We start from the raw sequence: 21,262 nt of genomic DNA on the forward strand, positions 1-21,262 counted from the left end.
AAATGACAGCACAAAGAAAAAAAATATCTTTGATTGGCGCAGGAAATATCGGTGGAACGCTTGCCCATATGATTGCACTAAGAGAGCTAGGAGATATTGTTTTGCTTGATGTCAGCAATGGAATACCACAAGGTAAAGCGCTTGACATTGTAGAATCATCTCCTATTGATCGATCTAATGTCAATATTACTGGTACAAATAGGTATGAAGATATAAAAAGCTCTGACGCAATTATAATAACTGCTGGCATTGCCAGAAAACCTGGAATGAGCAGAGATGACCTTCTGCAAACTAATGCTGCAGTAATGAAAGAGGTTGGGGAAAATATTAAAAAACATTCTCCAAACGCATTTGTAATAGTGGTTACCAATCCTTTAGATGCTATGGTTTCAGTAGTATACAAATCTTCAAGTCTGCCAGCTAATATGATTGTTGGTATGGCAGGAGTGCTTGATTCTGCTCGTTTTCGTTATTTTCTTGCAAGTGAGTTAAATATTTCTATTGAAGATGTATCTGCTTTTGTGCTTGGAGGACATGGTGACACTATGGTACCACTAATCAATTATGCTTCAATTGCTGGCATTCCACTTACCCAAATCATTGAGATGGGTTTGATTACGCGAGGAAAAGTTGATGAAATAGTTGAGCGCACTCGTAATGGTGGAAAAGAAATAGTTGATCTACTTAAATCTGGATCTGCATACTATGCTCCTGCATCTTCAGCCATAAGCATGCTAGAATCATACTTAAAAGATAAAAGGCGTATATTACCATGCGCTGCTTATCTTAATGGTGAATATGGTGTGAAAGACTTATTCATTGGTGTTCCTACTATTATTGGCAAAAATGGAGTTGAGAAAATTCTAGAAGTTAAAATGAACGATAGTGAACAAGAGATGTTTTATAAATCTGTAAGTGCAGTAAAAGAGCTCTGTCAGCTAAATTAATTGCCCTATAGAATTTCTTTGAGCTCAAGCTTCGAAAACAGTCTAAAAAAATTATTTGTAGTTATTTTTGCTACTTGTTCCGGCGATTCATTCCATAATTCTGCTAAACAATTCACAACATATTTCACCATTGCCGGTTCATTTTTTCTTCCTCTGTAAGGCTCAGGAGATAGATAAGGTGCATCAGTTTCAACTAAAACATGCTCACGTGGCACATTTTGTGCAATTTCTCTTAGTAAGTTCGCATTTTTAAAAGTAATAATTCCAGAAAATGAAATGTATAATCCCAAGTCCATAGCCTTATAAGCAAGCTCTTTAGAAGAAGCAAAGCAATGCATTACTCCACTAAAAGCGTCCTTCTTCATTTCTGAATTTAACATATCAATCATCTCACTATCAGCATTTCTAGTGTGAATAACTAAAGGTAATCCTGTTACTTTTGCCGCTTCTATATGTGATGCAAAACTTTTTTTTTGATTGCTTTTATTATCAGATTTATAAAAATCTAATCCGGTTTCACCGATACTAATTACCTTTTTGCCCTTAGTAAACTCAATTAATTCATCAACATGTATACACTCACCATTTTCTATAGTAGTATCAAGCGGATGTATACCAACGGAGCAGTAGACTTGATCATAGGATGAAGAGATTTTTAATAATTTAGGGATATCATTAATGCTTATACATATGTTATGCAAAATTCTCACACCATTTTGCTCTGCTCTTGAAATTACCTTTGGTATTTCATCATCAGAAAAATAAATTAGATGACAATGAGAATCAACTATCATAAATAGATCCTTTTATGATAGAAGAAAACTCTTCTATCACTTTTTTATAAACTTCTTTTTTGAACGGTATGGCACTGGCTACCAAATCATCCACATTTTGCCAACGCCACTCTTTGAACTCTGGATGATCAGTATAGTTAATATTAATATCCTTATCCTTCCCACAAAATTTCATTAAGAACCACCTTTGCTTTTGGCCAGAATACCTCCCATTCCAGCATATCGGTATAACTTCCTCGGGTAAGTTGTAATATATCCACTCTTTATTTTGAGCCACAACTTCTGCTTCATCAGTACCAACTTCCTCCAATAGCTCACGTAGCGCTGCCTGCTCTAGCTCTTCACCTTCATCAACTCCTCCTTGTGGCATCTGCCAATAAGAGTCACTATCAAAGCGTTTTCCAATAAAAACATTTCCCTGTTTGTTAAATAGCATTATGCCAACACAAGGGCGATACTCTTTCTCCTCACTAATCACAAATACTCTCTGTTGCTAAATTATCTATCATAGAAGTTCCAACTACTTTTTTACTATTCATTTTTTCAACAATTTTTTTTGCAACTTCTTTTGCGCTTAAGTTTGAGTTATCAATTTCAAGTGAACCTTGAGGCATAAATAGTTTCTTTCCTTTAATTCTTCTCATAGCAAAATCTGAATCAGTAATTTTTCTCTCCTGCTCTCTTTCCTTTAATTGAACGCGCTTTACTAGTTCTCCACTATTACAATATAACACCACAGGGAGAATCTCTACGTTCATTTTTTTACTTAAATTCACCACTGAGTTATATACTTTTTGATCATAGGAATCACCTTTTATCAATTCGTTTGTAAATATATAATGCTTTGATTCTATATGGTATTTTTCCAATATTGCTAACATATTCTCTCTAATCACAAAAATTTCTTCCCATATTTCACTTGTAACCTCAGCGTTTCTGAAATCAATCATATCAAATATGATATTATTAAACAGGTTATTGTCTACTATCACCCCATCAATAATATTACACAGCTCTTTTGCAATCGTAAGTTTGCCACTACCCGGAAATCCGATTAAGTAAATGATCATACCATCAGAAAACTATCATATATTACAAATATATGTATTATAAACGTTACACTAGAAACATATCAAAAATAGTTCATATTCAGAAATTTTGAGTGTATCATTACAGATAAATTATATAATTTAGAATAATGAATGGTGATACAGAATCAATAAAAAATACAATTGTAGATGTAATAGATCAAAACAAAGGTCAAGATATAGTTACTTTTGATGTACAGAATAAAACTGTCATTGCAAAATATATGATCATTGCATCCGGTGATTCGAGCCGCCATGTAAAAGCATTAGCTGAGCACGTGATGAAAAATCTCAAGCAATATGATAAAATAGATGTAGAAGGTATGGATGAAGGTAACTGGGTGATTGTGAATTTTCAAGGTATAATGGTTCACCTATTCAGGCCAGAAGTAAGAGAATATTATAAGATAGAAGAGTTATGGAATTGATTATCCAGGTAGCTGGTATACACTTTCAAATGTTGTAATTTTGAAGGCAACCCTTATGAAGTTGGTGGTGTCATTCCAGTGCTTGACGCTGGAATCTAGAAAACTTAATCATAAACGAGCACACTATACAACATTTTTGATGAAATTTCATAATAAACTGGATTCCAGCGTCAAGCACTGGAATGACGCCATCGTTAACAACACCGTTTACACACAAAATAACATATTATGAAACATAAATCCGAGTTTTTAAACTTCATTCAAGAAAGAGGATACCTATATCAATGTACAAACATTGATAGGTTAGAACAGCTATTATCACAAGATAATTATATAATTGCATACATTGGGTTTGATTGTACGGCACCAAGTTTGCATATTGGCAATCTCATTCAAATCATGATGCTCCGTCACCTACAAAAATTCGGTTATAAGCCAATAATTCTACTTGGAGGTGGCACAACAAAAATTGGTGACCCATCTGGTAAAGACAAAGCAAGAAGCGTCTTGCCGATAGAAGATATCAATCAAAATATACTTGGTATAAAGAAAACCCTCGAGAAGATGATATCTTTCGATTATGGAAAAACTGGTGCAATCATAGTAAACAACGCAGATTGGTTAGATAACATAAAATATATAGACTTTTTGCGTGATATAGGGACACATTTTTCTGTAAATCGCATGTTAGGCTTTGATAGTGTGAAAATTAGGCTAGATAGGGAGCAAAATCTAAGCTTTCTCGAGTTTAATTACATGTTGTTACAAGCCTATGATTTTGTCGAGTTGAATAAAAAGTATGGCTGTCGTCTCCAGATTGGAGGGTCAGACCAATGGGGAAATATAGTAAACGGAATTGAACTTGGCAAAAAGTTAAATTTACCTGAGCTGTTTGGTCTTACCACACCTCTTTTATTAAACGCACAAGGAAAAAAGATGGGCAAAACTGAAAGTGGTGCAGTATGGCTTGATGGCAGTATGCTCAAGCCTTATGACTACTGGCAATATTTTCGCAATGTTGATGATCAAGATGTTGGTCGTTTCTTGAGACTTTTCACTGATTTACCAACTGATAAAATTAAAAAACTAGAGTCCTTGAAGGATCAAGAAATAAATGAAGCAAAAAAGGTCTTGGCAACAGAGGTAACAAGAATATGTCATGGTGATAAAGAAGCAGAAACTGCACGACTTACTGCAATCTCTGCTTTTGAAAATGAAGACAGTTCATTGCTTTCTGGTTACACCATCACAAGAGAACAAGTTGCAAATGGCATACTCCTGATAGACTTGCTTCATGACACCGGTTTTGAACCTTCAAAAGGTGCGGCAAAGCGTTTAATACAGGGAAATGGATGTAAAGTTAATGATAATACTATAAATGATGTTAACTATATAATAAATTCTGAGAGCTTCAAAGATCAGTCATTCATAAAATTGTCTGCAGGAAAGAAACGTCATATTAAAATTTTAGTGAGTGAAGTAAGAAAGTAAATTTGTCTCTGTTCAGCAGAGTGGTAAAATAAGGTAGGCGGGAAAAGACAATTATAGGGACAAATGGATATCATTGAAGCAGCTGATACTGTGGCAGAATCGCTAGGCAACCCTACTATCGCTAGCAGTTTCTTGCTGTCGATTTGCTATAATGAAACAAAAACTTTATCAGGTGCTTGTTGGAACCAAAAAATTTTCAAGCCCTTTTTAAGTATACGCACTAAAGTTAACGTGAAGATTGTATAGCTGCAATAAAGTAGATAAGCCTAAACGCCATCATGCCTTTAGGAGAGCTTGCTAATTTATTCTCTTAAGTTAACGCCATTGCCTGAACAGATACATAAAAAAGTAGTACTTGCAAGAAAGAGTTACTTAAGAAATTAATTGACTTTGCTATTTTCTCTAACATACCTAGAAGAAATAGATACATTATCTAATGCACTACTAATCCTAATATTCCTTTCATTAATCGCTGCAGTTGGTTGAAAGGCAGCATAGATGATGTATTGCGGCATATCATTAATTTGTGCTAGAATAAAATTAATACATTCAATATTACCTTTATATATAGCAATGCCAAGTGGTATTAAGCTGTACGTCCGACCGTCTTTATAGTTTATAGTATTTTCAGTAGTCAGAATCTCTTGCAATATACCGCTATTTTGAGCCTGAGTTAAAATCGAATTAATATGTGCATGATTACCTTCATGTATAGCAAAGCCAAGTGATGTTAAGTTGTACGTCCAACCATCTGGAGAATATACAGTATTTTTAGCAGCAAGAACATTTTGCAATATACCACTATTTTGGGCCTGAGTTAAAATCGAATTAATATGTGCATGATTACCTTCATGTATAGCAAAGCCAAGTGATGTTAAGTTGTACGTCCAACCATCTGGAGAACACATAGTATTTTTATTAGCAGTAAGAACTTCTTGCAGCGTACCATTATTTTGAGCTTGTCTTAAAATAGAATTAATATACTCATTGTTATTTCTATATATAGCAAGGCCAAGCAATGTTAAAATGTATGTCCAATTATTCAGAATATCTTGCGATACAACATTATTTTGAATCATTGTTGAAATGTAGTTACAACATTCCTTATTATTTTCATATATGGCAAAGCTAATTGGTGTTAAAATATGCGTCAGACCATCTGAAAACTGTAAAATATTTTCAGCAATAAAAACGCCTTGCAGCATATCATTATTTTGAGCTTTTTCTAAAATAGAACTGATACATTCTTTATTACCTTTATATATAGAGAAACTGAGTGGTGTTAAAGCATACTCCTTAGTATTGAAATACTGTACAATATTTCTAGCAGCAAGAATATCTTGTAGTATTCCACTGTCCTGGGCTTTTGTTAAAATATCATTAATATATCTTGGCTTATTGTAATGTATAGCAAAGCCAAGCGATGTTAAGGTGTATATCAGACTATCTTGATAGTTTATAATATTTTCAGTATTAATAATCTCTTGCAGTGTACCGTTATTTTGAGAATGTATTAAAATAGAATTAACGCATTCGTCATTACATTTGAATATGGCGAGGCTAAGTAGTGTTAAAGTGCGTTCCCCACCTCTTGGAAATTGTGTAGTATATCCTATTGTAAGAACTTTTAGTAAATCATTCTCTGAGGCTACTTTCAAGATATTACTAATTCCCTCACCATTTGATATTACCTTTTTCAACTTAAAATGCAAATTTCGTTGTGCTTGTGTTAAGTTGTTATCATTTAGCATATTCTTGTAACCTCGCTTTAAAGTCAGTGCAGTTTAATTATTCTATGTTAGTATACACCAATAGAAAAAATTTCATCATATGTTCTGGAAAAAATTTACACAGGTTAATGAGGAAATCGTAAGAGAGAGCCTAAAAAAGGTTATAGAGAAGAAAAGTGGTAAGAATGTTGGTGTAGTATCCTCAATTGTTATTAAGGGTAAAGATGTTGCTTTTGCTCTTGAAGTTACTGAGCCAAATGAAGAATTAAGAAAAAATTGTGAGCAAGCTGTTAAGGCGATACCGGGAGTAGGAAAGGTTACTGTAGTTGCTACTGGTCAAAAACAAGCTAGGCAACAAAAAGCTAAACTTCATATCGAAGGAGTGAAAAATATAATTGTCGTTGCTTCTGGTAAAGGAGGTGTGGGTAAGTCAACAGTTGCACTAAATCTAGCTCTTTCGTTAGTAGAATTAAAACATAAAGTTGCGCTAGTTGATGCAGATATATATGGTCCTTCGATTCCTAAAATGTTGGGCACTGAGAAATTAAAACCAGAAATACAGAGTGGTAAAGCAATGCCTATAGAGAAACATGGTCTCTATACTATTTCAATTGGCTATTTTATTGATAAGGACCGCGCAGTAATATGGCGTGGACCTATGATCACAAAAGCACTTTACAATTTGCTAATGGGAACAAGGTGGTCTGATATAGAATATTTAATCATTGATACACCGCCTGGCACTGGCGATGTACATTTAAGTCTGATGGAGAATTTTAGTTTAACTGGAGCAATAATAGTTTCAACTCCACAGGAGCTTGCTTTAGTCGATGCACAGAAAATTTATGATATGTTCACAAAGCTCAGCGTGCCAATTATCGGCATTGTGGAAAATATGAGCTATTTTGTTCAAGATAATTCAAAAATACACATATTTGGAAAAGGTGGTGCAAAAAAAATGTCTGAAGAGCTGGGAGTCAAACTCTTGGGCAGAGTTCCTCTAGATCCGCAAATATGTAGTGCTTCTGATTGTGGAAATCCTTCAATACTAAGTGAGGATTTAGTAAGGATTTATGAAGGCATTGCTAAAGATGTTAGGTCTTTTGTATGTAGTCTATAAAGTTTTTTAAACTACTTTTAAAATAGGTAGAATGTAATTTTAGGTGAATAAAATATTTCAAATGGCAGCAGCGACCTCGTATCTGAACAGACAATAGACTTCTTGGATAACTTAAGAAACAAGTAGTAGAAGCAATATTAGGGAAGGTATAAATTTTGAGCAGGTAAGTAAACTTGATGAAGAGAAGCTTCGAAGACTAAGAGGAGTAAAAAGAAAAACATTGGAAAAATAATAGAAATTTTAATAGAGGAAGAGGCCAAGAAAAAGGCAAGAGGAGGAAAACCAAATATATTTATTAATAGCACTCGAATATTTGTGTAAATACCGTACATATTTCCATATAGCGCAAATCTATGGAATAAGTGAAAGTTCTTGCTAACGGCTGAATAGAAGATGCATTGATAAAACATCCAGATTTCAGGAAGATAAAGAGCTATTAAAGTTAAATAGGAGTATGCAAAAGTTTTATAAAAAGGGAATGTTCAACTCCTATGATTATTGTCCAGTAGAAATTTCAAATTTTGTAAAATCTTTAAAAACCCAGTTATTTTTAAGAGTGTAGAAAATAGTTATAAGAAATTTTCTAGCAGTAGCAGTTATAGCCTTAGCAGAATCACGCTTCTTTTTTATATGTTCATAAAAGCTTTTCAAGTAAGGACTGTAACGTACAGCAATCCAAGTACATTGAACTAAAGAAGTACGCGCTATTTTTGACCCTCGTTTGGTAATTCTTCCAATTGTACATTGCTGATTAGATTGAGAAACTCTTGGTACAACTCCAAAATATGCAGTAAGTTTCTCAGGTCTACGGAAATCATTAATGTCTCCGATTGTTACAATAAAAACAGCTGCAGAAATTGGACCTATTCCCTTTATGCTGATAAGATTGCTGAACCCAGGAAGTTGTTTAGCGAAAGCTATAATTTCCTTTTCAAGCTTTTTAAGGCTTTCTCGGATAGCTTCTAAATGATAGCTAATCACTTCAATTTCAACTTTTTCTAAAGGATCCCAATTATGCTTTTGAGTAGCACGTTCAAATCCTACTTTAGTTGTAAGTACTTCTTTTTTAATTTTTATTCCATGGTAATTAAAAAGACCATGAACTTTATTGATTAAAGATACCCGTGACTTTACTAACTGATCTCTCATTTGAAGAAGAGAAGCTAACTGCTGGCATTGTTTGTTTTTGCACCTTGCCTCAGGCAACATATCTTTGCTGAGAAAGAAAGCAATAGCTCGTGCATCATGCTTATCTGTTTTGTTCACAGAGCGACGAACAACTTCAAACTGCCCAGGAGCAATTATTACTATGCGTTTAACGTAAGGTGAAACTGCATCATAAAAGAAACAGCTGTTACCTGTTGCCTCTATGGCTACTTCATCTGTTTCTTGAAGCAGTTGTGTTAAAAGTCAATAGAAAAATACTAAAAATAAATTTTTACTTAGTGGACTATAAAGCCAAAGATGCTTTTAACACATTTTACGTAATTTAAGTTGTAGTATTTGATTTGAATTCTTTTAAGAAGTGTGGATGTGGATAAGTGCTTTCAGTCTGTGTAAGCGCACTTATCCACAACTACACTAATTTTCAATCTAAGCAGCTTTAGGGCTATATTCCTCAGTAAAAACCCTGCCATCTCTGATTAAAGAGTTAGCAAGGATAAGTAATTTTCTCATGGCAGCAGTAGAAGCAACTTTATATGGTTTTTTGTATTGATCGTATAGCCTATCAAAGAAGATTCTTATATAAGAATTGTACTTTTGTGCACTAAGAACACACATATGTAAAACTGTTCTAATCTGTGATCTACCACCTTGAATACATCTTTTTCCTTTACTAAAACCACTATCTCGATTAAAAGGTGCAACTCCAGAAAGGCTAGATATTTCTTTATGTCGGAGAGTTCCTAATTCTGGTAGATAACAGATCATAGTAATAGCTAAGATTCTACCTGCTCCTGGCATACTAGTTATTGATATGTATTTTTCTTTAAGCTCTTGACTTTGCTCAATCAATGTTATCATCTCGTCTTCTAAAACTTGAATTTGACTTTGCAAAATGGCAAGTAGTTCTTCCATTTGTTTGATTATGGATATATCAGTTACTTGATGAGCTTGAGTTTTTTGTATTTTTGCCATTTCCACTAATTGATTTCTGCGAGATAACTTTTGCTTCAAACTGTCAATATTACTAACCTTTAAAGGAGTAACACGCATATCTGTATTATTGATATAACGTGAGATGATGCTGCAGTCTATTTTATCAGTTTTAGTAGCGATACCAAGGCTTTTTGCATAATCTCTAACCCATCTAGGTTGAATAACATATACTTCGAAACCATGGCTTAGTAAAGTATAAGCACATAATTTTTCGTACCCACCAGTTGCTTCAAGTCCAACTTTGGTTACATTATGCAAACGTAAAAAGTCGAGTATTTGATCAATAGCTTGAACGTCATTTTCAAATACTTTATAATGTCCAAGTGGATGAATGTGGATATCTAGCTTATTTTTGCTAACATCAATGCCAGCAATGATATTTGATGAATTCATAATTCCTCCGTAAGAATAATATAATACTGCATTTTCCACCCTTATATACGAGCCTAAAAACTCAATCAGTTGTTCGGAACTATTCAGTATATAAACAGAGAAGAGAACCTTGCTCCAATACGGTCCCTTATGACCAAGATCTATGACGGTTCCTCTTCTCTATACATCTTTATATTACTACTTCTTAATACTTATAAAGACTTGTTTTTAACATATAAGATCTTTGGTGAAATTATCCAAGTCTTTTAAGCGAAACGTTTGAATATGCTCAGGTTTCCCTTCTTGTAAGTAACAAACAGTAAAACTATTGGTATGTAAATCGACTCCAATGTGACGCATATTTTTTCCTCCAATTGCATATTTCAATATATCAGAGTAGAATATTGCCGGTTGTTCCAAACTCCTATACGAGGTCATCACATTTTGTGAGCCTCACGATGATTTTCGGTGGCAGGGGCAGTTAATCTCCCCCACGAAGTCTTCTTTCTACTCCCTGGGCAGAAAGTGCTTCAGAAAAACATCCAACCTGCCACCTATCCACTCTGAGAAGTCATTATCTTCTCTTGCTTCCAACCAAGCAATACTTATTCATACCATCTCCCCCATAGAAGATCAAAAAATATCCTTAGGTTATCCAAGAAGTCTATTGTTGGTAAACATAAAAGGCTATTTGCCTTTTTATCTAGTTTATGCAGGAGGTCTATATTTATTGTTGAGTGTGATTTTAGGCATTTCTGCTAAAACGCAACTTTTAAATCGCCAAAATTTCTCCTTGCCTTTACTAATTCCGATTCTTGGAGTGCACACATAATCTGGTTTGAGGTGATATTCATAGAGACAAAATTCATGACTTATAGTAAGGTCTTGTTTATTATGTTCTTTTGTAATGTTTAATTTTTTGCACAGTATGCCTGGCCCGCCTAAATTTGCTTCAAGCGGTTCAATGAGCTTTAATCCTCGTATTAACACTGCTGCTGGGAATCCTTCTGCTTCTGTTACAATATTTAGACAATAGTACATTCCATATATAAAATATACGTACGAAAACCCTGGCGTACCAAACATTACTGAGGTTCGATTAGTATAGCCTCTTGCTGCATGACAAGCTGGGTCATCCATTCCTATATACGCTTCAACTTCAGTTATTATTCCACTAAAATTAGAAAATTTCAGCATCTTCCCTAGCAGCTCCCCAGCTACGGTTAAAGTTGGCCGTTCATAGAAATTTCTTGGTAATATTGTGTTATTCATCATAGAAGTACAAGTTACTTACATTTGTAAGCAACTTGTACTATTTTTGCTTTTTCTTATTTATTTAGTTAAGAGCATCTCTGAGAAGTAGAAGTTGGTGTTGTTGTCACATTTGTTACATCTGTTGAAGGCTGCTGTAAAACCTTGACTGATTCAGAGCTCTTTTGTTGCAATTGCGGTACTAACGCTTCATATAAAGATTTTGGCTCACGTCTCTTACCTATTTTGACTTCTTTATTTGCACGCAACTGCTCTGCAGTAACACCGTTCCCTTCAAGGAGAGTTACACCGTTCTTACCGTCAATGTTAACTTTAATTTTGCATTCTTTTCCATCAACATACCACTTTAAAGTCATTTCATATAACCCACTAATTATTTCATAAACTCTTTCCTCATTATCACTATCATTATTAATATAGCAACATGCCCCTCTCTTTTTTTCTTGATTAGGATGACAAAATGTAATTGTTCTTACACCATACTCTTTACATATACTACCGCCTAGAAGTTTAGCTATATCTGCTCCTTCTTTATTGGCATGTAGCACAACTCTTACGGTAGGATAAACAATATTACCTTCCCTTTTGCCTTCTTTTATCATTATGGACTCTATGGTATATACCTTCGATATCTCTGCCTTAATTTGGTCAGCAATCTTGCCTACAATCTCTTTACCATGATAGTGAGATTCTCCTTTCTTCCGAGAAAAAGGTTCTTTGTTCGTAATATTAGTGTCAGAATCATTCTGTAACTCAAAGAATTTATCCCATTCTTCATCACTGTCTAATTTGATATATCCACGCTTGTCCTTGCCTGATACTGCATTCTGAATACTAGACGATCCTTCTGTTACAGTTGTACCAGAGCTATTGCCTTTACCTTTTAGAAGAACAAGATGCTCTTCTGACCTTTCTTCCTTACTCAACTTTGAAGCTGCATCACCAAAAGAAGGTTTCTCTACTATATGCGTGTAAGAACTTTTAACTCGACTCTCATTATCAGGTACTGTAGTAGCCCACAAAAGCTTTTTAATATAATCTAACATATGCCACCTCTTACCATTAACTAAATATCAGTATGCAAACTTTGCTATAACTAATCAATAACTAAATTTACTCCAAATAAAATAAGCTGATAAAAAGGTATAAATTGAGATTAGGTAAAGCTTTTGGTATAATATCTAGTTAATTTTGAATAGGCAGGTGATCTCATCTACAAAGACGTTTTTTATCTCATTTATTTTTGGGTTTATTCTCTTTCCCTATTTTATAAAACTTCTAAAAAAGATAAGTAAAGATGGACAACCAATCAGATCATATGGACCAGAAAGTCATTTAATAACAAAAAAGAATATACCACCTATGGGTGGAATAATAATACTAACTTCTGCTTTATTACCAATCCTGCTTTGGACTCAATTAACACCAGAAATTTCATTGCTGGTATTTATAACTCTATTTTTTGCTCTACTTGGATTTATTGATGACTATTTAAAATTGAAGACAAATCACCACCGAGGTTTAAGTGCAAAAACCAAAATACTTATTCAGTTTGTCGTTACTCTGGTCTGTATGTTTATACTTAAGCTACAATCTGCTGAAGGTTTTACAAAAATTTCTCTATTTAGAGAAGTAGCAATCGACCTTGGCTATCTATATCTTCCGTTTGCTGCATTTGTTATTGTTGGCTCTTCTAATGCTGTGAATCTTACAGATGGCCTAGATGGCCTTGCTGCAACTCAAGCCATTACTTCCTTTGCTTTTTTGGGGCTAATTGCATACATCACTCAGACAGATGTAAACATTACTTTATTCTGCATTGCATTTATAGGAGCTATTTTAAGTTTCTTGTGGTTTAACACACATCCAGCAAAAATATTTATGGGTGATGTTGGAAGCCTATCAATCGGTGCAGCTTTAGGACTCACTAGTGTTCTAATTAAAAAAGAAATGCTTTTTGCCGTTATTGGAATAATCTTTGTAATAGAGACTTTATCTGTGATTATTCAGGTATCATATTTTAAATATACAAAATTTAGATATGGAGCAGGAAGAAGAATTTTCCTTATGACACCAATACATCATCACTTTGAAAAGAAAGGGTGGTCAGAAAATACAATAGTTATAAAATTTTGGATAATTTCTATTGCTTGTTCGATTTTTGCTTTAACTTTCTTATTATAGGAACTATGAAATATCCAGATTTCACATTAGAAGATACATTATCAGGAATTATAGCAGGAGTAGATGAAGTTGGAAGAGGTCCGCTTGCCGGTCCAGTGATATCTGCAGCTGTAATATTTACTGATAGAGATACGGTTATTGATGGAATAAACGACTCAAAAAAGCTAACCCCTAAGTGTAGGCAAGTTCTATACGAAAAAATAACGTCTGTTGCAAAATTTGGTATAGGAATGGCAAGCGTAGAAGAAATAAACTCATACAATATTTTGCAAGCAACAAAGCTTTCAATGAAACGTGCGTTGGCAAACTTGAATCTAGAACTAGATTATGTGCTAGTTGATGGTAATCAACCACCTGAAGTAAAATGGCAAGTAAAATCTATAGTGAATGGTGATAGCTTAAGTATATCAATCGCAGCTGCTTCAATCGTTGCAAAAGTTACAAGAGATCGGCTTATGGAAGAATTGCATAATAAACATCCTCAATATAATTGGTATAAAAATAAGGGATATGGAACAAAAGAACACCTCAGCGCTATTGGCCTTCATGGAATTACGAAGCACCATAGAAAGAATTTTGCACCTATAAGAATACTATAGCCTTTAATCACTTACCTTTTTTGAAAGGTATGTTTTCATTAAACAGGCAGACTGTGCTTGATCCGTTTCTTAAGGTAAATACCGAGCTTACTCTTTCAATTATCAGGTAGTCATCAACTGTACGAAAATTTATCAAGGATTCATATCCTGCAGAATCAACCATAAAAACTGCCGGGAAATCAGAGTTTATTTTATTAAATTGTAGATATGTAAATTTTCCGTCATCAAAAACCTTAATTGGTATTATTGATTGACTGCCTTTAACGTGCGAGATGGAATAGTTAAAATTCAAGCCTTTCTTTATAACCTCAATATCACTTATATCAGGGATAGTGGTATGACTAGCTTGCTCTAGAATATCACCGTTACTCGTTGAATAAATTTCATCACTGTTGAACAGTGGATAAAGAAACCTTACTTCATATGCTAACCTTGGATCATCTAGCCCGTTTGCTTCTTCAGCATGAAATTCGAAATAATAAACTCTTTTATTGGTAATTATAGTTGCATTAGTATCGGCAATATCATCTATAGGCTTAATAAATAATCTATTACCTTGAGGAAGGAGTTGCCAACCGGTTGCATCACCCATTGAAAGACTCTCTATTACCTCCCCTGGCTCAAACAATATGCTGGATTGATAACCATAAAAGCCCGTGTACTTATGTATAGCCTGTGGATTATAATTCATTACCTTTATGTGGTTATCACCAGCTATTGGTCTTGGTTCCTGTTTTGCAAGTGCATAACCACCACAAAAAAATAATAGTGCAACAAAGAGTACCCTAATCATAGTATCAAAATAAACTGATCTTCATTTTATCATTGATAGACATGCACTGCAACTGTTAAGCTATCCCAGTAGTAAGCGACAGAAAATGCAAGCTCCATAATAATTCATTACTGCAGGAAAAAGGGGAGTGTTAAATAAACTGTGTCAAACCTCCATTTTTTGTTTCTATTTTATTTTTACTTCTCGGTTTGACACAGTTTATTTAACACTCCCTGCAAAGAAATTAACTACAGATTTTATGTCTAGGTTACTCCACAAAATTTTTCCTTTCCTTATCCAAGATTCAAATTTATAGTATCGATTCCTTTTTATGAAATATGAAGCCATCTCAAGTTATAGTTAAGCCTATATTCAGTGAATTACTTTCACAAGTGCAATTGATTTTAGTGTTATACTGTTCTAACAGTAAAGAAGTCATATAGATAATAATGTCTTTTGTATCCAAACGAATATCATTTTTTTTTGTTAATTTGCTCACTAATAATGTACTTATTGATTTATGTTCATTTACTACTTTTATAGTGAGTAGTGTTTTATCTTCTGTTTTAGTCAGTAAAATAGACACTAATTCAATTTGTGCCACTGCACTGATTATAGTTATCACCATATTGGAAATTATCTTATTTATTTTTTCAATTAAGTTTTCTGTAGGACATTCACTTACTCTCCACTGAAGCTTTACTTTTTTTTTAATAAATAATTTTCTATATTGGATTTAGTCTTAACAAAGCTGCAATTATCTGATGAATGAGAATACGCTTGCTTCATAACTTTATATTTATATATTAAATCATCGGAGCTTTCTTTAAGCAATGACAATGCTTCGTTTTGCATATTAGGGTTGTTTTCTTCAAGCTCTTCCAATCCACCCACTATTCCTTGCATAGAACTAGCAAAATCATGAAGAATTCGTCCTGATAGGCATTCTGTTATTAACATTATGTTTTTATTCATTGGATAAAAGTATAAATGATTTAATTTAACCCTATATTGGTAGGCATGTAGTAGTCAATTTAAGAGAAAGTTTCGTTGCGCTTTTTGTGTCAAAGCATTAATGTAGTATTAATAATTATAAGATTTATGAAGGCGTTATGAATACTTATGCTAAATCTGGAATAGACCTTAAACTATATAATGAACTAATAAAAAAAGTTAAACCTATTATTGAAAAGACTAAAGGAGAAGAAGTAATTAGTGAAGTAGGATCATTTTCCGCATTGTTTGACTTTTCTTCGCTGAGTAAGAAATACGACCATCCAGTACTTGTTTCCTCAACTGATGGAGTGGGCACAAAACTATTAATAGCTCAAGAGGTGAATAAGCATGATACTATAGGTATAGACTTAGTTGCAATGTGTGTAAATGATTTACTTGCACAAGGAGCAACACCTTTATTTTTCCTTGATTACTTTGCAACAGGCGTTTTAAACAAAAACGTTTTATTGTCTGTAATCCAGGGCATTGCAGAAGGGTGCAAGGAATCTAAAATAGCATTAGTTGGTGGAGAAACTGCAGAAATGCCTGGAATGTATGGTAACAATCACTATGACCTTGCAGGGTTTGTGGTTGGTGTTGTTGATCGAAAGCAAATTCTTCCAAATTGTAGTATAATGAAAGCAGGTGACTGTGTAGTTGGTTTAGAATCAAATGGAATTCACTCAAATGGATTTTCTTTGGTGCGCCATATTTTTAAAAGCTTAGGTATAAATTATAATGATATATCTCCATGGAATAATAAATCTTGGGGTGAAATATTACTTAAGCCAACAAAGATATATGTTGATTCTTTGTTGCCTATTATGCCAAAGGTAAAAGGCATTGCGCATATAACAGGTGGCGGGTTAATAGACAATATCCCAAGAATTCTCTCAGGAAATTTATTTGTAGACATAAATATTAATTCTTGGAAATGGCCAGATATATTTTTATGGCTGAAAGAAGAAGGCAAAATAGAAAAGAGAGAAATGTTAAAAACATTTAATTGCGGCATAGGTATAGTACTGATTGTAGATCCCGATAATATGAAGGATGTGGAAAGCCATTTCCAAAAGCGTGGAGAAAAAATTGAGATTATTGGAAAACTTGATGAGGCATGTCACCCTCCACTTGATAGAGTAGTATTTAGTTAGTCTAACTTTACTGACAGTCTTTTTGCAACTTCTGAGTATGCTTCCTTTAAGTTTCCTAGATTTAAACGGAAAACATCTTTGTCTAGCTTTTTATGAGTATTTTTATCCCATAGCCTACAATTATCAGGGCTGATTTCATCGGCTAAAATGATTTTAGTGCTGTTGTTTATCAATTTGCCAAATTCTAACTTGAGATCAACTAAATATATATTTGCATTTGAAAATAGGTCGACTAAGATTTTGTTGATCTTTAAAGTTGTAGTTTTAACTTCTTCCATTTCTTTATTGGATAACCAACCAAAATATAGTATGTGATTTTCATTCACCATTGGGTCGGCTAGGTCATCATTTTTGTAAAAAAACTCGATTATAGGAGATGTAAGTGTCTCACCTTCTTTGATATTAAAACGTTTGCAAAAGCTGCCAGCTGCAATGTTTCTAACCACTATCTCAAGAGGTATTATCTTGAGTTTTTTGACTAGCTGTTCTCTTTCGTTTAGAGTGTTTATAAAGTGCGTGCTAATTCCTGCTTCTTCAAGCTTTTCCATGATAAAAGCACTAACATGATTATTAATTATTCCTTTGCCCTCAATAATTTCATATTTTTCCTTGTTGAACGCTGTAACATCATCTTTAAAGTACTGTATAACAGTTGATGAGTCTTCAGTTTCAATAATGACTTTGGCTTTACCTTCGTATATCGTTTTATTCAGTGACATGATTAATTTAGCTGTATACTATAAGATAATATCAAATTGCTGCTTAGTTTACTACAAATTTGCTAATGACGTTTAGTGTTACAGTGTTAACCATATTTCCAGAAATGTTCCCCGGGTTTTTGAACTATTCTCTTGCTGGAAGAGCGTTGGAAAAAAAAATATGGAATCTTGAAATAGTAAATATTCGTTCTTTTGCTAAAGATAAACATTCAACTATAGATGATGTTCCATATGGAGGTGGAGCAGGGATGGTTATGCGCCCAGATGTGATTGGTAATGCAGTTGATAATGTGCTTTCTGCTCATAAAAATACTAGATTTATTTATATGACTCCATCTGGTACAAAATTTAATCAGAGCATTGCAAAGGAGCTAACAGAAATTCCTCATGTAACAATATTGTGTGGTCGATTTGAAGGTGTTGACCAAAGAGTAATTGATGTGTATACTCCTTATGAGTTAAGTATTGGAGATTATATACTTTCGGGAGGTGAGCCAGCTGCAATGGTGGTTCTTGATGCATGTATTAGGCTTCTTCCAGGTGTAGTAAATAATTTCGATAGCGTTGCTGAAGAAAGTTTTAGTTATAGTGGTGGTATGCTTGAATATCCTCAATATACTAGGCCTGAGCAGTGGAGTAGGTACAAAGTTCCTAAGGTTCTGTTGTCTGGCAATCACAGAAAAATAAGTGATTGGAGAAGGGAACAGTCATATGTTAGAACAAAGGAACGTCGACCTGAATTGTTGAATGGAGATGATAAATGACAAACTTACTTGAAAAATTTAACGAACAACAAATACAAAGGTTAGCCAAAGAGATGCCAGCTTTTTGTCCTGGCGATGATTTGAAGGTCACTTTTAAGGTAGTTGATAGTATGGGTGAGCGTATACAGATATTTGAGGGCGTATGTATATCAAAAAGAAATCGTGGATTACACTCTTCTTTTTCAGTTAGAAAGGTAAGTCATGGAGAAAGTATAGTATCACAATTTTTTGTTTACTCTCCTGCATTAATTTCAGTACAAGTGATAAGAAAGGGAAAGGTCCGTAGAGCAAAATTATATTATCTGTGCAAGCTATTTGGGAAAGCTGCAAGGATCAAAGAACGTACTACTTATGTTAAAAAAAAATCTAAGTAGATACAATAGGGAGTGATGTCAATTGTATCATCTCAAAACTCTCTCTTATTATCCCAGTGTGTGGCGCACAACTGTACGTTTGCCTCCCGCTGTGATGTCATCCCAGTGTCAATCACTGGAAAAAGGGGAAAGTTTTTTCAAATCCTCATGTAAAGAAAAGTAAATGGGTATAATAAAGAAAAACTTTCTTAAGTTACTTCAATCTAAGCGCGTACATGCTCGTGTAAAAAGAAAAAATAAAAAGAACAACATTTTATGCTTTTGCTCTTTTACAGCACTGATTGTCTCAATTGGGTGTCCTATATGTATATTACTAAGTATATTAGTTAACTCTTACAGTGCTTTAACAGTAACGAAAATTTTATTGCCAGTTGAAATAAATGCTGATCTTATTTTAACTAATAATCCTGGTGATTTACGATATAAGTCCATTAGACTACTCAATAACTCTTTACATAAAGTGTTTGAAGGAATTGACTTTAAAGACAGTGACGAAATTTTAAGTCGTAACTCTTACAAGGAGCTAGAGAGGTTTTTTCTTAAGAGAGTAAAAAATAGTGGTGAATATGAGATTTGGTTTACCGCATCGAGTGTGATCAATTCACTATATAAAAATAAATGTTTGAATGATCATTATGCTAAATTACTTGATTGGTTAAAAGAGAAGGGAAGAGTAAGAAAATTTTTTAATAAGTCTCTGTTTCTTAAGTCTGATTCTTGTGAGCCTGAGAATGCAGGGATTTTAGGGGCATTTATCGGTTCATTAATGACAATTATAGTATGCTTAGCGTTGGCATTGCCAATAGGAATTATGTCAGGTATCTGTCTTTATGAATTTATGCCTAGAAATAGGCTAATAACCAGTATTGTAGAAATTAGCATGAATAACCTTGCTGCAGTGCCTTCGATAATATTTGGTGTGGTAGGACTGACTCTCTACTTGGGCATATTTGGTTTACCCCGTTCTTCACCGCTTGTTGGCGGGATGACTCTTTCATTTATGATGCTGCCTAATATTATTATTGCAACAAAAAATGCCTTTACAAACGTTCCTATTGCAATAAAAGATGCAGCGTTTGCGCTAGGTGCACCTCACATCAAGGTGATATTGGATCACTCTTTACCGATTGCGTTGCCACGGATAATACATGGTGCAGTGCTTGCAATTGCAAGGATTTTAGGCGAATCTTCCCCTTTACTTATGATAGGCATGGTAGCATTTATTGCTGATACACCTACATCCTTCTTCGATCCGGCAACTGTTTTACCTGTACAAATATACATATGGTCAAGTAGTCCTGAAATTGCATTTATTGAGCTTGCTGCCATTGCAATTATAGCTTTATTGTTAATGCTATTTGCTTTAAATTTAATAGCAAATTTTGTAAAAAGAAAGTTCGAGTTTTTTGATTCATGAAAATTACAATCCTATCTGGTTATGGCTTGAATTGCGAAAAAGAAACTGCATTTGCATTTATGGAATGCAGCAGAAAGCTTGGTATTAATAATATTGAAGTAAAAATCGTTCACATTAATGATATTATAGATAATCCAAGTGAACTGAAATTAAGCAATATACTTGCAATTCCAGGAGGTTTTTCCTATGGTGATGATACTGGTGCTGGTAATGCATTTGCTTTGCGTATAAAAAACAACTTGTTAGACGAATTTCAAAATTTCTTATCTCAGGATAAGCTTATTATAGGGATATGTAATGGTTGCCAGATATTAGTAAAATTAGTTCCAGAATTCTCTAATCTAGCTTTAACCTCTAATGATATAGGTAATTACCAATGTCGTTGGATTAGAGTAAGAGTTAATCCGCAGAGTAGTTCTGTTTGGCTACGGGGCCTGAGTGAGCTATATCTTCCTGTTGCTCATGGAGAAGGTAGGTTTTTTATGGATCAAGATATTTTAAATCAATTGATTGAAAATAATTCCGTTGCACTGCGTTACGTTGATGAAAATGGTGACTATGCAAATTTACAATTTCCTTACAATCCAAACGGATCTATATACGACCTGGCAGCTTTGTCAGACAAAAGTGGTAGAGTTTTAGCTTTAATGCCTCACCCAGAGAGAGGAATATTTTTTACTCAGCAGGACAACTGGCCTCTTGAAAAAGAAAAATGTAAACGTTCAGGAGTGGCTATGCCAAAATATGGTGATGGAATGCTCATATTTGAGAATGCACTAAAATATTTTGCGTAAGTATTACAATACGTTACATACAACAAGTTTTTAAGCCATAAAAAGTTACTTTCCTGTTATGACAATAAATCCTTATCTTTGATCTGC

22 protein-coding genes and 4 pseudogenes are annotated in these 21,262 nt (G+C 34.0%); 13 read left to right on the top strand and 13 right to left on the bottom strand.

Going from position 1 to position 21,262, the window contains the following annotated elements; genetic code table 11:
- Positions 1 to 2 precede the first annotated feature (2 nt).
- The gene (mdh, locus tag OOT12_RS06450) at positions 3 to 947 is read left to right on the top strand and encodes a malate dehydrogenase (protein ID WP_264374528.1); all 945 of its coding nucleotides are present in this window, start codon (positions 3 to 5) and stop codon (positions 945 to 947) included.
- Between the two features lie 5 nt (positions 948 to 952).
- Here mdh and OOT12_RS06455 read toward each other — a convergent pair whose 3' ends face one another.
- Genes OOT12_RS06455 through OOT12_RS06465 form a run of 3 tightly spaced genes read right to left on the bottom strand, consistent with a single transcriptional unit; the run spans position 953 to position 2,811 of the window.
- Positions 953 to 1,741, bottom strand: coding sequence for a TatD family hydrolase (locus tag OOT12_RS06455; protein WP_264374527.1), 789 nt, complete (start codon positions 1,739 to 1,741; stop codon positions 953 to 955).
- Positions 1,731 to 2,219 (bottom strand): RNA pyrophosphohydrolase, encoded by a 489-nt coding sequence (locus OOT12_RS06460; protein ID WP_264374526.1) that lies wholly within the window; start codon positions 2,217 to 2,219, stop codon positions 1,731 to 1,733. Before OOT12_RS06460 ends, OOT12_RS06455 begins: the two co-directional genes overlap by 11 nt.
- Positions 2,212 to 2,811, bottom strand: a complete 600-nt coding sequence (locus OOT12_RS06465) for an AAA family ATPase (RefSeq protein WP_264374525.1) — start codon at positions 2,809 to 2,811, stop codon at positions 2,212 to 2,214. Before OOT12_RS06465 ends, OOT12_RS06460 begins: the two co-directional genes overlap by 8 nt.
- Positions 2,812 to 2,939: 128 nt before the next feature.
- Between OOT12_RS06465 and rsfS the strand changes: the two genes are divergently transcribed.
- The 3 genes and pseudogenes from rsfS to OOT12_RS07405 form a co-directional block, all read left to right on the top strand.
- Positions 2,940 to 3,257: a ribosome silencing factor gene (gene rsfS, locus OOT12_RS06470; RefSeq protein WP_007302263.1), complete on the top strand. Its 318-nt coding sequence runs from the start codon at positions 2,940 to 2,942 to the stop codon at positions 3,255 to 3,257.
- A gap of 228 nt (positions 3,258 to 3,485) precedes the next feature.
- Positions 3,486 to 4,748, top strand: coding sequence for a tyrosine--tRNA ligase (gene tyrS, locus OOT12_RS06475; RefSeq protein WP_264374524.1), 1,263 nt, complete (start codon positions 3,486 to 3,488; stop codon positions 4,746 to 4,748).
- 142 nt (positions 4,749 to 4,890) lie between these two features.
- Positions 4,891 to 5,049, top strand: a pseudogene (locus OOT12_RS07405) (IS4-like element ISWosp8 family transposase); the annotation flags it as partial.
- A gap of 79 nt (positions 5,050 to 5,128) precedes the next feature.
- Here the strand turns inward: OOT12_RS07405 and OOT12_RS06480 are convergent.
- Complete coding sequence (locus OOT12_RS06480) at positions 5,129 to 6,499, bottom strand: WD_0033/WD_0034 family tandem repeat-containing protein (RefSeq protein WP_264374523.1); 1,371 nt, start codon at positions 6,497 to 6,499, stop codon at positions 5,129 to 5,131.
- A 79-nt stretch (positions 6,500 to 6,578) separates the two neighbouring features.
- Between OOT12_RS06480 and OOT12_RS06485 the strand changes: the two genes are divergently transcribed.
- Both OOT12_RS06485 and OOT12_RS06490 read left to right on the top strand, forming a co-directional pair.
- Positions 6,579 to 7,598 carry an Mrp/NBP35 family ATP-binding protein gene (locus OOT12_RS06485; RefSeq protein WP_264374522.1) on the top strand — a complete coding sequence of 340 codons (1,020 nt, stop codon included), beginning with the start codon at positions 6,579 to 6,581 and terminating at the stop codon, positions 7,596 to 7,598.
- A 148-nt stretch (positions 7,599 to 7,746) separates the two neighbouring features.
- A pseudogene (locus OOT12_RS06490) lies at positions 7,747 to 7,971 on the top strand (helix-turn-helix domain-containing protein); the annotation flags it as partial.
- 122 nt (positions 7,972 to 8,093) lie between these two features.
- Here the strand turns inward: OOT12_RS06490 and OOT12_RS06495 are convergent.
- The 5 genes and pseudogenes from OOT12_RS06495 to OOT12_RS06515 all read right to left on the bottom strand — a co-directional run.
- Positions 8,094 to 8,993 (bottom strand): annotated as a pseudogene (locus OOT12_RS06495) (IS110 family RNA-guided transposase); the annotation flags it as partial.
- 198 nt (positions 8,994 to 9,191) lie between these two features.
- A complete protein-coding gene (locus OOT12_RS06500) occupies positions 9,192 to 10,151 on the bottom strand; it encodes an IS110 family RNA-guided transposase (RefSeq protein ID WP_264688607.1) in 960 nt (319 codons plus the stop codon).
- A gap of 216 nt (positions 10,152 to 10,367) precedes the next feature.
- Positions 10,368 to 10,490, bottom strand: a pseudogene (locus tag OOT12_RS06505) (IS110 family transposase); the annotation flags it as partial.
- Positions 10,491 to 10,838: 348 nt separating this feature from the next.
- Positions 10,839 to 11,402, bottom strand: a complete 564-nt coding sequence (locus tag OOT12_RS06510; RefSeq protein WP_264375256.1) for a DNA-3-methyladenine glycosylase — start codon at positions 11,400 to 11,402, stop codon at positions 10,839 to 10,841.
- Between the two features lie 68 nt (positions 11,403 to 11,470).
- On the bottom strand, positions 11,471 to 12,448 hold the full coding sequence (locus OOT12_RS06515; protein WP_264375221.1) for a hypothetical protein: 978 nt from the start codon (positions 12,446 to 12,448) through the stop codon (positions 11,471 to 11,473).
- Between the two features lie 157 nt (positions 12,449 to 12,605).
- Between OOT12_RS06515 and mraY the strand changes: the two genes are divergently transcribed.
- On the top strand, positions 12,606 to 13,586 hold the full coding sequence (mraY, locus tag OOT12_RS06520; RefSeq protein ID WP_264375220.1) for a phospho-N-acetylmuramoyl-pentapeptide-transferase: 981 nt from the start codon (positions 12,606 to 12,608) through the stop codon (positions 13,584 to 13,586).
- A gap of 5 nt (positions 13,587 to 13,591) precedes the next feature.
- Positions 13,592 to 14,185 (top strand): ribonuclease HII, encoded by a 594-nt coding sequence (locus tag OOT12_RS06525; protein ID WP_213863879.1) that lies wholly within the window; start codon positions 13,592 to 13,594, stop codon positions 14,183 to 14,185.
- A gap of 7 nt (positions 14,186 to 14,192) precedes the next feature.
- Here the strand turns inward: OOT12_RS06525 and virB9 are convergent, their stop codons facing one another.
- From virB9 to OOT12_RS06540, 3 genes are all read right to left on the bottom strand, one after another.
- Positions 14,193 to 14,978: a P-type conjugative transfer protein VirB9 gene (gene virB9 / locus OOT12_RS06530; protein WP_007302273.1), complete on the bottom strand. Its 786-nt coding sequence runs from the start codon at positions 14,976 to 14,978 to the stop codon at positions 14,193 to 14,195.
- A 328-nt stretch (positions 14,979 to 15,306) separates the two neighbouring features.
- Positions 15,307 to 15,693, bottom strand: coding sequence for a histidine phosphotransferase family protein (locus tag OOT12_RS06535; RefSeq protein ID WP_225247280.1), 387 nt, complete (start codon positions 15,691 to 15,693; stop codon positions 15,307 to 15,309).
- A complete protein-coding gene (locus tag OOT12_RS06540; RefSeq protein WP_012481935.1) occupies positions 15,657 to 15,932 on the bottom strand; it encodes a hypothetical protein in 276 nt (91 codons plus the stop codon). Before OOT12_RS06540 ends, OOT12_RS06535 begins: the two co-directional genes overlap by 37 nt.
- A 137-nt stretch (positions 15,933 to 16,069) precedes the next feature.
- Between OOT12_RS06540 and purM the strand changes: the two genes are divergently transcribed.
- Entirely contained in the window at positions 16,070 to 17,107 is a 1,038-nt protein-coding gene (purM, locus tag OOT12_RS06545) for a phosphoribosylformylglycinamidine cyclo-ligase (protein WP_264375219.1), read from the top strand.
- Here purM and purC read toward each other — a convergent pair.
- On the bottom strand, positions 17,104 to 17,826 hold the full coding sequence (purC, locus tag OOT12_RS06550; RefSeq protein ID WP_264375218.1) for a phosphoribosylaminoimidazolesuccinocarboxamide synthase: 723 nt from the start codon (positions 17,824 to 17,826) through the stop codon (positions 17,104 to 17,106). The two genes, purM and purC, sit on opposite strands and share 4 nt — an antisense overlap.
- Before the next feature lie 65 nt (positions 17,827 to 17,891).
- On the opposite strand from purC, the gene trmD reads away from it, so the two are divergent.
- The 4 genes from trmD (at position 17,892) to OOT12_RS06570 (ending at position 21,175) form a co-directional block, all read left to right on the top strand.
- Complete coding sequence (gene trmD / locus OOT12_RS06555; protein ID WP_264375217.1) at positions 17,892 to 18,590, top strand: tRNA (guanosine(37)-N1)-methyltransferase TrmD; 699 nt, start codon at positions 17,892 to 17,894, stop codon at positions 18,588 to 18,590.
- Positions 18,587 to 18,964 (top strand): 50S ribosomal protein L19, encoded by a 378-nt coding sequence (gene rplS / locus OOT12_RS06560; protein WP_264375216.1) that lies wholly within the window; start codon positions 18,587 to 18,589, stop codon positions 18,962 to 18,964. Before trmD ends, rplS begins: the two co-directional genes overlap by 4 nt.
- Positions 18,965 to 19,127: 163 nt before the next feature.
- Positions 19,128 to 20,381 carry a PstA family ABC transporter permease gene (locus OOT12_RS06565; protein WP_264375215.1) on the top strand — a complete coding sequence of 418 codons (1,254 nt, stop codon included), beginning with the start codon at positions 19,128 to 19,130 and terminating at the stop codon, positions 20,379 to 20,381.
- Positions 20,378 to 21,175 carry a phosphoribosylformylglycinamidine synthase subunit PurQ gene (locus OOT12_RS06570; protein WP_064085770.1) on the top strand — a complete coding sequence of 266 codons (798 nt, stop codon included), beginning with the start codon at positions 20,378 to 20,380 and terminating at the stop codon, positions 21,173 to 21,175. Before OOT12_RS06565 ends, OOT12_RS06570 begins: the two co-directional genes overlap by 4 nt.
- Positions 21,176 to 21,262: the final 87 nt, after the last annotated feature.

It is taken from the genome of Wolbachia endosymbiont (group B) of Parapoynx stratiotata, from assembly GCF_947250635.1.
Lineage (GTDB): Bacteria > Pseudomonadota > Alphaproteobacteria > Rickettsiales > Anaplasmataceae > Wolbachia.